Raw genomic sequence first — 11,616 nt, 5'->3', positions numbered from 1 at the left:
GCATGCCGTCACCTTCAACCGACACGAGGCCGTGCGTTTGAACCTCGTTTTCAGGCACTCTAGCCTTTTTCCTTTTAGTCCGCTTCCTTTTCGCGAACCTCCGGCCCGCAATCACGCCCCCAGCCGATGAAGCCGGGATTGGCAAAATCGCAATCATTTGCCTGGCGTCGCTTCCCGTAGCGGAACGGTTGCCCGTCAAGCGTCGTGACGCGCCCGCCGGCAGCGCGCAGCACGGCGTCGCCGGCGGCTGTGTCCCATTCCATCGTGCGCCCGAAACGGGGATAGACATCGGCGAGCCCCTCGGCCAGCAGGCAGAATTTGAGCGACGAGCCGATCGACGTGCAGTCGCGGATTGCGTTCCGCTCCAGAAAATCCGCCGTTTCGGCATCGCTGTGCGAACGGCTGGCAACCGCGGTCAGATTTTCAGGCCGTTCTCGACACCGTATTTCCGTGGTCTCGGTGACGGCAAAGTCGGCGGTCACCTGAAACTTCGTCGCCCGTCCCCCTTCGGCGACATAGCCGACGAGCCGGGCGGGCGCAAAGACGACGCCCGCCACCGGCTCGCCGTCGCTGATCAAGGCGATGTTGACGGTGAAATCGCTTCGTCGATTGATGAATTCCTTGGTGCCGTCGAGCGGGTCGACGAGGAAGAAGCGCTGGCCCTCGATTTCGGGAACGGCGCCTGCCGCGACGGCTTCCTCGGCGACCACCGGGATATCAGGGAAAGTTCGAGCCAGAATGGCAAGGATGATCTCTTCGGCACATCGGTCGGCTTCGGTGACCGGCGAACAATCGGCCTTTTCATCGACCGTGATATCACGCGCGTAGACGTCGAGAATGGCCTTGCCAGCCTCTATCGCTGCGGCCGTGAGCGTATCGATCATCGTCTCTCTCCGTACTGCCGCTGGCGGCGTCGTCTGCTGCGCCGAACTGGCGCTTATTGATTGTCGAGATAGGCCTCGATTTCGCCTGCAAGCGCCGTGACTTCGCGGCCCAAGGTGAGCAGGTGGATTTCCGGCGTCTCCGGGCGCTCGTAAGGCGAACTGATGCCGGTGAAGTTGCTGATCTCGCCGGCGAGCGCCTTCTTGTAGAGGCCCTTGGGATCGCGGCGCGCGCATTCCTCGATCGGGGTGTCGACGAAAATCTCGATGAATTCGCCCGGGCCGAACAATTCGCGGGCCATGCGGCGCTCCGAGCGGAACGGCGAGATGAACGACACGAGCACGATCAGGCCCGCTTCGGTCATGAGTTTCGCGACTTCGGCCACGCGTCTGATGTTCTCGACGCGGTCTTCTTCGGTGAAGCCGAGATCGCGGTTGAGGCCGTGACGGACATTGTCGCCGTCAAGCAGGAACGTGTGCTTGCCCTGGGCGTGCAGCATTTTCTCGACAGTGTTGGCGATCGTCGATTTCCCCGAGCCGGAGAAACCCGTGAACCACAGCACGCGCGGCGTCTGATGATTGAGCGCGGAACGGGCCTTCTTGTTGATGTCGAGGGCCTGCCAATGCACGTTGAGCGCGCGACGGAGCGGAAAGTCGATCATGCCGGCGCCGACCGTGGCGTTGGTGAAGCGGTCGATCAGCACGAAGTTGCCGGTGGTCCGATTGTCCTTGTAGCTGTCGAAGACGATCGGCGCCTGGGTAGAAAGATTGCAGACGCCGATCTCGTTCATGCGCAGCGATTTTGCCGCTTCCTCGGCAAAAGTGTTGACGTCGATCTGGTGTTTGAGGCTGGTAATGGTCGCGCTGACGCTGTCGACCTCCGTGCGCAGGATGTAGCTGCGTCCGGGAAGCATCGCATCCGGGTGAAGCCAGATCACGTGCGCCATGAACTGATCGGCGACATGCGGCCGGTCTTCCGGGGGCACGAGCATGTTGCCGCGCGAGATATCAAGTTCGTCCTCCAACACGAGCGTGACAGACTGGCCCTCGACCGCGCGCGCAAGCTTTCCGTCATAAGTGACGATTTCCTTGACCCTGGAGAGTTGGCCGGATTTTGCCACCGCGACCGGATCGCCGACAGCAATGCTGCCCGATGCCACCTGGCCGGCAAAGCCGCGAAAGTCGAGATTTGGGCGAAGGACAAGTTGGACCGGGAAACGGAATTCCGCTTCGGCTGCCTCTTCCTCGATCGGCACCGTCTCGAGATGCTCCAGCAATGTTGGACCGCCATACCAGGGCATGTTCGGCGAACGCCCCGTCATGTTGTCGCCAAAGCGCGCCGAAATCGGGATCGGCGTGATCGTCGAGAAGCCGAGGTTCTCGGCAAAGGCCCTGTAGTCGGCGACGATCGTGTCGAAGACCCTGCGGTCAAAACCGACGAGGTCGATCTTGTTGACGGCGAGAACGACGTGGCGCACCCCGAGCAGGGACGCGATGAAGGAGTGGCGCCGCGTCTGCCGAAGAATACCCTTGCGGCTGTCGACGAGCACGACGGCAAGGGCCGCCGTGGACGCCGCCGTGACCATGTTGCGGGTATATTCCTCGTGCCCTGGCGCGTCGGCCACGATGAACTTGCGGCGCGAGGTGGCGAAGAAGCGATAGGCAACATCGATGGTGATGCCCTGTTCTCTTTCAGCCTCCAGGCCGTCGATCAGGAGCGCGAAATCGATGTCGCCGTGGTTTGTGCTGTTGCGTTTGGTCTCGCGCTTGAGTGCTGCAAGCTGGTCGTCGAAGAGCAGCTTGCTATCGTAAAGCAGCCGGCCGATCAGCGTCGACTTGCCGTCGTCGACCGAACCACAGGTCATGAACCGCAGAAGCGATTTCTTCTCCTGCTTGGCCAGATATTCGAGCACGCTGCCCGGTGTTGCGGGAATGCTGGCGGTCATTAGAAGTACCCCTCCCGCTTCTTCTTCTCCATCGATGCGGTTTCGTCCGCGTCGATCAGGCGGCCGTGCCTTTCCGACGTGCGGGCGGTCAGCATTTCGCGGACGATGTCCTGGAGTGTCGTGGCGTTGGATTCGATTGCAGCGGTGAGCGGGTAGCAGCCGAGCGTGCGAAACCGCACCAGGCGCTGCTCGACCTTCTCGTCCGCGTGGAGCGGCATGCGTTCGTCATCCACCATGATCAGCATGCCGTCCCGCTCGACGACCGGCCGGCGTGCGGCGAAGTAGAGCGGTACGATCGGGATGTTTTCCTTGAGGATGTATTGCCAGATGTCGAGTTCCGTCCAGTTGGACAGGGGAAAGACGCGAATGGATTCGGATGGGCCGACGCGCGTGTTGTAGCTCTTCCAGAGTTCGGGCCGCTGATTCTTCGGATCCCAGGCGTGCTGGGCGTTGCGGAAGGAGAAGATGCGCTCCTTTGCCCTGCTCTTTTCCTCGTCCCGCCGCGCGCCCCCGAAGGCCGCATCGAAGCCGTATTTGTCGAGCGCCTGACGTAGCGCAATCGTCTTCATCACATGCGTATGTACGTTGGAGCCGTGGGTGAAGGGGTTGATCTTCTGCTCGACGCCCTCGCGATTGATATGAACAAGCAGGTCAATGCCAAGTTCGGCCGCAGTGCGGTCGCGAAACTCGATCATCTCGCGGAATTTCCAGGTGGTGTCGACGTGGAGGAAGGGGAAGGGCGGCTTGCCGGGATAAAATGCCTTCATCGCCAGATGCAGCATGACGGAGGAGTCCTTGCCCACCGAATAGAGCATGACCGGCTTCGCGAAGGTCGCGGCGACCTCTCTGAATATGTGGATCGCCTCGGCTTCCAGGCGCTGCAAATGAGTTAAGGACATCGGGCGAATACTCCAAAACTGCAAAATAAAAAATTCATATATCTCGAAATTCTATCTTCGTTTTCAGTAGAAAATCATGTTTTAAAGAACTGTAGGCGTAAATAATACTTGTTAATTTAGGCGTTATTTCTTGTTTCTGTACTTGGCGCCTCTGAGCCGCGAAAGACCCAAAGTCGCGACGCCAGATAATTCCAGACAAAGACGATCGGAACGCTGATCACCTTGGCGACCGGTGCCGGGATCAGGAGGGCAAGGCCCGCGACGATCGCCGTCGATATCAACAGACCCGTCAGGGTGGCGGCGACGAACTTCACCGCTTGCACGTGGCTATGGGCGGCGCGGAAAGTCCAGGCGCGATTGAGCATGTAGCTGACCGCGATGCCGCAGGAATAGGAAACGAGGTTCGACGGCGTTGGCGGCGCCCCCGCGAAATAGAACGTGTTGAACAGAGCCATGTCGAGCAGGGTCGTCACGGCGCCCACCGCCGCGAACCGGGCAAGCGTTTCGCCGGCACGCTGCCGGGAGCTAGCGTCTTTTGTTGTCGGCAGCGACATCGCCGCGCCTCCAATCCGGCATCGCCGGCGTCGGCCGCCGGTGTTCGTCATTGTTGATCGAAGCTTCGATGATCGGGGCGGGCCGGTGCTTCGATTGCATGAAGATGCGGCCCACATACTCGCCCATGATACCAAGGAAGATCGCGTTGAGCGTGATGGAGAGCAAAAGCAGCATTGTGGTCGTCGCGAAGCCGGCGGGCCAGTCCTGCCCGAACAGAAGCTTGCCGACGAGGTAGCCGAACAGAAGCAGCAGCGTGGCAGTGCCCATCACCAGGCTCGCCATCGAGGCGAGCCTGAGCGGCGTCAGCGAATGGTTGAGAATGCCATCGACGGCAAGCGAGAGCATCGCTTTGAACGGGAACTTGCTTTCGCCGGCTACACGGGCCTGACGGTCGTATTCGAATCCGACCTGCGAAAACCCCATGGCGCTGATGAGGCCACGCAGATAGGGAGACGTGTCGTCAACCTTGCGCAGTTCGTCGAGGATGCACCGGTCGACGAGCCTGAATTCGCCGGCGTTGAGCGGCAGATCGTCCTCGCTGAGTGCATTGATGCACCAGTAGAAGGCCCGGCGGATATGGGTTGTCAGCCAGCCGTCGGTGAGCGTTCGGCGAATGCCGTAGACCACTTGGTGCCCCTTTAGCCAGAGATCGATCATACCGGGTATCAGGTGCGGCGGATCCTGCAGGTCGCAGTCGATCTGCACCGAGCAATCGCCGGTCGCCGCCTTGTAGGCCACGAGCAACGAGCGCTGATAGCCGATGTTGCGGCTGAAGCGGATCACCCGAACGCTCGGATCCTCGCTCGCGATCTCCGTCAGGATCTCGAAGGTTTTGTCGGTGGAGTGGTTGTCCGTGAAGATGATTTCGCGGTCGTATTCAGGCAAGCTGCGGAACATGTCGACGATCGCCTCGTGGGCGCGCCGGACGTTGGCCTCCTCGTTATAGGCCGGTACCAGGATCGAGATTTTCTGTCTCTTTTTCATCTCGTTGTCACCACCCTCAAACGGTCTTGCGCGTAGCGTGGCCGTCGGTCGAGGCCGGAGGCACGACGGCTCGGTGCCATGCGATGGTGCGGGCCAGTCCCTCCGCAAACGGTATGCGGGCGCTCCACCCGAACAGATCCTTGGCGCGCCCCGGTGCTGCCCGGAAATCGCGGATGCCCCCTGTCGAGGTGGCCGAGCCGTATTCGATGAGGGCGGGATCGGCGCCCGTTTGTTCGACGATGAGGCGCGCGACCTCGCGCATCGGTGGGGCGATGCCGGTTGCGACATTGACGAGCCGGGTGCTGACCGGCGCATCGGCAATCCGCAGCAGCGCTTCGACGACGTCGTCGACATAGAGCAGGTCGCGCCGGTCGCTGGGATGGCGGACGAGGCAGCGCTGGCCGGCAAGGCAACGCTCGATGAAGGACGGGATCATGAACTCGGTCGATTGCCTCGGGCCAAAGACAAGTGCCAGCCGCGCGGTGATCACCGGGAATGGCAGGCGTGCCTGCAACCCGCCGATGAAATGGGTCGCGGCCGTCAGCTCGGCCCCATAGGCATTTACCGGGATCTCGCGGCTGTCTTCTTCGTAGGGGGCGGGTGTCGCGCCATATTCGGCAAGCGATCCGGTTCGGATGATCTTTCGCGGCGGGTGGCGCAGCGCACTTGCCGCGCCGAGCAGACCGAGCAATGCGTTGAGGTGTTCGCGGATGCCCGCCTTGGCATCGTTGAGCTCCGCCTCTTCGCGTCGGCGCGTGCGGGCGGCGAGATGAAAGACGATTTCCGGCTCGACCTCCTGCAGGCAACGCCGCATGGCATCGTCGGACTGAAGGTCGAAATTGTGCCGGGTGAACGCACCGTCGACTGCCTCGAGCCGGCTGTCTTCCGAGCCGGGCCGCACCACCACATGTACTTCATGGCGCGCGTCGAGGCAGGTCCGCGTTAGATGCGAACCAATGAAGCCAGCGGCACCGGTTATCAATATTCTCGACATGCGCCTCTTCTCATCTACGCGTGACCGCCGAGGACCGAAGATCCGTCTGACGCGCCTCCCCTTGGCCGGGGGAAGCGCGTTTCGTGTTCGCTCAGAAGAACGAGGCCGGCTGATGATCCCGGCGCTTCGTGGCGCCGGAGTTTGCATACCGCTGGGCGAAATCACGGAAGGACTGGTGGATATGGTCCAGGTGCGCCTGCGTCAGGCCGTGGTGGCAGGCAAGCAGAATGCCGCCACGCATCACGTCGTCGGCGACCGGATAGCCGCGCGGCTCGACCTTGCTATGAACGCCGCTCATCGCCGGTTGGCGCAGGATGTTTCCGGTAAACACCGGACGGGTCTGGATGTCGCGCTGTTCCAGGAAGATCTGCATCTCCCGGCGGGTGAACGGCGCATCGGCGCGCACGGTCATCGGGTAGGCCAGCCACCCGGTTCGCGAAAGCGGAAGTTGCTCCGGCAGGACGAACCAGTCCTCGTAGGTCTCGAAGAAGGCGCGCTGCTTGGCGAAGTTGCGCTCGCGCGCGTCGATGTTCTGCTGCAGCCGATCGAGCTGGACAAGCCCGAACGCTGCGCCCATTTCGGACGGTTCAATGTTGAAGCCCAGCACCTCGAACACGAACTTGGCGTCATAGTCGAAGCCGTCGAGATCGATGTTGAACCGGTTCTCGATGGTCTCGGATTCGACAAAGAGCGAGGATGTGCGGCCCCAGGAGCGATAGAGCATCGCCTTGCGCGCCAGCTCGTCGTCGTTGACGCAGACCATGCCGCCGTTGCCCGCCGCGGTAATGACATGCGAGCCGTAGAAGCTGGTCGTGCTGATATCGGAACGCGCGCCGGTGCTGCTGTCCCTGATCGTCGCGCCCAGCGTGTCGGCGCTGTCTTCGATCACCAGCAGCTTGTGCGCGTCGGCGATTTCGCGAATGCGATCCCAATCGGGCAGGTTGCCGATCAGAGACGGGATCATCACCGCCTTCGTCTTCCTGGTAATCATCCGCTCGATCGCATCGACGTCGATATTGTAGGTGCCTTCGACGACGTCGACGAATGCCGGGATAAGACCGGCGCGCACGATCGGGGCGACGGTCGTCGCAAAGGTCAATGCGGGCGTGATGACCTCGGATCCCTTCGGGAGGTCGGCGATTTCGATGGCGAGATGGTTCGCGGACGAACCGGAGTTCACCATGATGCCGTGCCGTTTCGCAAAGAGGGTCGCGACACGTTCCTGCATCGTCCTGACGGCCTTGCCCATCTGTGTCGATGAGCGCAGGACTGCCACAACGGCATCGATCTCTTCCTGACCGTAAACGGACTGTCCGTAATTAACTCGCATCTTTCCAATCTCCGATGTCGCGCAATGGCAATGGTCTTGCTTCGTGTTCGACTTCCTGTTTCCAGGCGCCGGCGTATTGCTCGATCTGATGCTCCGAGAACGACCGGATGTTTCTCGGATCCTCCCGGTACTTGCGGTACCAGGCGACAGTCATGGCCACGGTGTCGCGCAGGCGCAGCACCGGCTTCCAGCCGAGTTCCGTGCGGGCCTTGGTGCTGTCGAGGCGCAGAATGGTCGATTCCACCGGCGCGTTTACCTGCGGCTCGACGATGTATTTCGGCGGCGCGTCACCCCATTGGGCGACGACCATGTCGGCAAGCGTTCCGACATTGACGGTCGCTTCCTGGTCGGGGCCGAAATTCCAGCCGCCGGCAAAGCGCGTTCTGCCGTGAAGCAGGTGCGCCGCCAGCATCATGTAACCGCGAAGCGGTTCGAAGACATGCTGCCACGGCCGGATGCTCGAGGGATTGCGCAGCCGCGCGGGGCTGCCGCCTTCCACCGACCGGACCAGATCGGGCACGAGCCTGTCGGCACCCCAGTCGCCGCCGCCGATGACGTTGCCGGCGCGCACGCTGACGAGCTGCGGCCCGTTGGGGTCATTGAAGAACGAGGATCGATAGGCCGCTGCGACGAGTTCAGCGCAGCCTTTCGACGAGCTGTAGGGATCGCGCCCGCCCATCGGGTCGTTTTCCCGATAGCCCCAGACCCATTCGCGGTTCTCGTAGCACTTGTCGCTGGTGACGACGATCACGCCCTTCAGGGATTTCATGCGCCTTGCCGCATCGAGCACGATCGCGGTGCCGACGACATTGGTCGCATAGGTGTCAGCCGGGTTCTCGAAGGAGGCGCGAACCACGGCCTGCGCGGCCATGTGAATGACGAGATCGAAATCCTGTCCGTCGATTGCCCGCGCAACGTCGGCGGCAGACCGGATGTCGCCCTCATGGCCGTCGATAACGTCGCCGAGGCCGGTCGCCAGGTAGAAGGACGGTGTCGACGGTGGCAGCGAGAGGCCGACCACCGATGCACCCAGTCGCCTTAGCCAGAGCGAGAGCCAGCCTCCCTTGAAACCGGTGTGTCCCGTGATCAGGATCTTTCGACCGCGGAACGCCTCGGCAAGGTCGACCTCGCTGGTGATCAAAGCCATGTCCTACATCCGTACGTGATGGGTGGAGGGTGCGGCTGCCGCGGCGGACAGGTGATCGCGTTCAAAGTGCAGCCACGGCGGATCTTCGCTTTCGCACAGCCCGTTCAGGTAATCGCGATCGCGGATCGTGTCCATCGGATGCCAGAAGCCGTGATGCTTGTAGGCAAACAGTTGACCGTCCCTGGCGAGATTGGTCAGCGGCGACATTTCGAGCGGTTCGGAAAGGCTCGGAATGTAGTCGAGGACGCCGGGTTCAAAGACGAAGAAGCCGCCGTTGATCCAGGTTTCCTTCTTCTGCACCTTCTCGGTGAACTCGACGACCTGGTCGCCTTCGATCTCGAGGTTGCCGAAACGGGCCGGTGGCTGCACGGCGGTGACCGTCGCAAGGCGCCCGTGCGAGCGGTGAAACGCCAGCAGCGCCTCGATGTCGATGTTTCCGACGCCGTCCGAATAGGTCACCATGAATGGCTCGTTGTCGAGCCACTCGCGAAGGCGCAGGAGCCGCCCTCCGGTCATCGTCGACAGGCCGGTGTCCACGACAGAGACATTCCAGTCGAGCGGATGATTGGGGTGCAGCACCATCGAGCCGCTTCCCAGCGCGACGGTAAAGTCTGCGGTCGACAGATGGAAGTTATGGAAGAAGCTCTTGATCGACATGCACTTATAGCCGCCGGCAACGACAAAGTCGCGGTGCCCCCAGTGGCTGTAAATGTCCATGACGTGAAGAATGATGGGTTTGCCACCAATCTCGACCATCGGCTTGGGAATACGCGTGGTTTCCTCGGCCAGGCGCGAGCCAAGCCCTCCCGCAAAGAGAACGACTTTCATAGCGGTCTCCAAGAAGATATGTTTGGGATAGTGTTGACGTCTCAGGTTTTATTCATGAGCAATCGCGATCCAATGCGCGATTTGAGCGTTTTCAATAACTGATAAAAATGCACGTCAATAAAAGCAGGTGGTTACCTGCGCGCTACGGAATATGTCTGGATAAGTCCCAGGGTTTCCGTTATGTTAAGTAACTAATATACAAGAAATACCTTATATTCTGCTTGGCCGCAAGCCTTTTTACGTGTCAGGTTTATCCCTGCACGCTTGTCGGGGTTGTCCCGCTAGGCCATGCGCCGCTGCGCATTACGATCCTGTGTGATCCATTTGAAGCCGTGTGCGACTGCATCGTTCCCACAGTCCGCCTTTATTTTATACTTCGTCTATTTTTGTTCGGAGTTTTTGCATGACCTATCCAGCAAGTGTTTCTTCGGAAAGACAGGACTCTGTTGAAGGAAAATCGGTCGGGATTTTCTATCAAGTTGCAGCGGCTCTGTTCTTCCTGTTCGTTTTCTATTTTCTGTTTCTTCGGATCATGAATTTCGAGATGCGGCGAGACGAGCAGCTGTATGTCCCGCCGGCTAGACTCTTGAACAACCAGGCGCTCTACGCCGATTTCTTCTACAATCATCCGCCGGCCTCCGCGTGGTACTTCTACGGCATCAGCAAGCTGACCGGGTCCAGCGACCTGCTCTTAAGCGGTCGCCTCGGTGTCTTCCTGGCCTGGATCCTTATGGCAGTCGCTGTCGGCGGCGTGGTGTATGTGTTGACGCGTTCGGCTTGGGCAACTGTCTGTGTCGGCATCCTGTCGCTGGTGAACGAGTTGTTCCTGACGCAGACGGGTGTCGGCGCCACCAACAATTTCCTGCCGTGGCCGTTCGCCTTTCTCGGCCTCAGCCTCTTTCTTCTCGCCCTGCGTAATGAACAGCGCCGTTCGTTGTTGGTGGCGCTGGCCGGGTTTCTGCTGGGCTTGGCCGTGTGTTTCAAGCTGAGCGCCATAGCCTTCATCCCGGCCGTGGCCGTGGCCGCATTCCTTCTGCCGCGATCGCTGGCGCTGAAGGATCGTATTGCCAAGGTCGCGGCGCCGCTGCTGGTCGGCGGTCTTGTCGGCGGCGCGCCGATCCTTTTCTATCTCGTCAGGGATCCGCAACTCTTCCTGGCGCATGTGGTGCGCTACCATACCGGTCCGCATCCGCAATACTGGCGGCTGATGAGCGGCGACGGGGAGGGCGGTGCGATGTCGCTCGCCCAGAAACTGGTCATGGCGCAGGATATATGGCTTGCACCGGCCGTGGCCGTGGCGCTTGCCGCGATCATCGCCGTCACGTTCATCGTTCTTGCCCGGCGCACCGACAACGTGGCGGTCGAACCACAGCTGCGCATGAGGGAGGTGCTGGTGCTTGCGGGCGTGCTCGTCTGCAGCTTTGTGCTGAGCTTCGTTCCGACGCCCGGGTTCCCCCAGTATTTTGCGCCGCCGCTCGTCTGCCTTCCGCTGGCGTTTGGCCTTTTGCTCGAGGCACTTGGTCCGCGCGCACTCCCCATGGTGCGGCCGATCCTGCTGTCGGCCGTGCTTGTCGTCCTTGCGGTCAACGCGCCGCGCCTTGGTCAATACCTCGGCAAGGCGACCCATCCGCAGCAGTGGACGACGATGCGCGTGCATGAGGGAGGCGTGACGATTGCTGAGAGAATGCAGGCTGCCGGCGTCACCGGCAAGGTTGCGACGCTCGCGCCCATCTATCCGCTGGAAGGCGGCCTCGATGTCTATGCCGAGCTGGCGACAGGGCCGTTTGCCTACCGCACCGCCGACATGACGAGCCCCGAGCTGGCGAAGTACTACAAGATGACGTCACCATCGACGATCGAAGCGCTGTTCGAGAAAGACCCGCCGGCGGCGTTTCTGCTTGGCTTTGAAGACGAACTGGAAAAGCCGATGCGTGCCTTTGCCGAAAGCCACGGCTACGTGCAGTCCGCGTCTCTCGGTTTCAAGGACAGATATGGGATCCCGACCCTCTACCTGAAGCCAGCAACGCCGCCCGGGTCGTGATCGGGTGATGC

At 61.2% G+C, this 11,616-nt stretch carries 10 protein-coding genes; 1 reads left to right on the top strand and 9 read right to left on the bottom strand.

Going from position 1 to position 11,616, the window contains the following annotated elements; all coding sequences use genetic code 11:
- Positions 1-74: 74 nt before the first annotated feature.
- From cysQ to rfbF, 9 genes are all read right to left on the bottom strand, one after another.
- Positions 75-884: a 3'(2'),5'-bisphosphate nucleotidase CysQ gene (gene cysQ / locus IB279_RS20825; RefSeq protein ID WP_060520989.1), complete on the bottom strand. Its 810-nt coding sequence runs from the start codon at positions 882-884 to the stop codon at positions 75-77.
- 53 nt (positions 885-937) lie between these two features.
- On the bottom strand, positions 938-2,827 hold the full coding sequence (cysN, locus tag IB279_RS20820; RefSeq protein WP_089045701.1) for a sulfate adenylyltransferase subunit CysN: 1,890 nt from the start codon (positions 2,825-2,827) through the stop codon (positions 938-940).
- A complete protein-coding gene (gene cysD / locus IB279_RS20815) occupies positions 2,827-3,726 on the bottom strand; it encodes a sulfate adenylyltransferase subunit CysD (RefSeq protein ID WP_034798293.1) in 900 nt (299 codons plus the stop codon). Before cysD ends, cysN begins: the two co-directional genes overlap by 1 nt.
- A gap of 116 nt (positions 3,727-3,842) precedes the next feature.
- Positions 3,843-4,280 (bottom strand): GtrA family protein, encoded by a 438-nt coding sequence (locus IB279_RS20810; protein WP_060610213.1) that lies wholly within the window; start codon positions 4,278-4,280, stop codon positions 3,843-3,845.
- Entirely contained in the window at positions 4,252-5,265 is a 1,014-nt protein-coding gene (locus tag IB279_RS20805; protein WP_060610216.1) for a glycosyltransferase family 2 protein, read from the bottom strand. The genes IB279_RS20810 and IB279_RS20805 overlap by 29 nt, the downstream gene beginning before the upstream one ends.
- Before the next feature lie 16 nt (positions 5,266-5,281).
- A complete protein-coding gene (locus tag IB279_RS20800; RefSeq protein WP_192339753.1) occupies positions 5,282-6,259 on the bottom strand; it encodes an NAD(P)-dependent oxidoreductase in 978 nt (325 codons plus the stop codon).
- A gap of 91 nt (positions 6,260-6,350) precedes the next feature.
- A complete protein-coding gene (locus tag IB279_RS20795; protein ID WP_192339751.1) occupies positions 6,351-7,589 on the bottom strand; it encodes a DegT/DnrJ/EryC1/StrS aminotransferase family protein in 1,239 nt (412 codons plus the stop codon).
- Positions 7,579-8,736 carry a CDP-glucose 4,6-dehydratase gene (gene rfbG / locus IB279_RS20790; protein WP_127890623.1) on the bottom strand — a complete coding sequence of 386 codons (1,158 nt, stop codon included), beginning with the start codon at positions 8,734-8,736 and terminating at the stop codon, positions 7,579-7,581. The genes IB279_RS20795 and rfbG overlap by 11 nt, the downstream gene beginning before the upstream one ends.
- 3 nt (positions 8,737-8,739) lie before the next feature.
- Positions 8,740-9,564, bottom strand: coding sequence for a glucose-1-phosphate cytidylyltransferase (rfbF, locus tag IB279_RS20785; protein ID WP_192339749.1), 825 nt, complete (start codon positions 9,562-9,564; stop codon positions 8,740-8,742).
- A 586-nt stretch (positions 9,565-10,150) separates the two neighbouring features.
- Between rfbF and IB279_RS20780 the strand changes: the two genes are divergently transcribed.
- Entirely contained in the window at positions 10,151-11,605 is a 1,455-nt protein-coding gene (locus IB279_RS20780) for a glycosyltransferase family 39 protein (protein ID WP_192339747.1), read from the top strand.
- Positions 11,606-11,616 lie beyond the last annotated feature (11 nt).

The sequence above is a fragment of the Ensifer sp. ENS06 genome, assembly GCF_014852205.1.
Lineage (GTDB): Bacteria > Pseudomonadota > Alphaproteobacteria > Rhizobiales > Rhizobiaceae > Ensifer > Ensifer adhaerens.
Note: the sequence above shows the minus strand (reverse complement) of the source record. Positions and strands in the feature narration are given on the sequence as shown.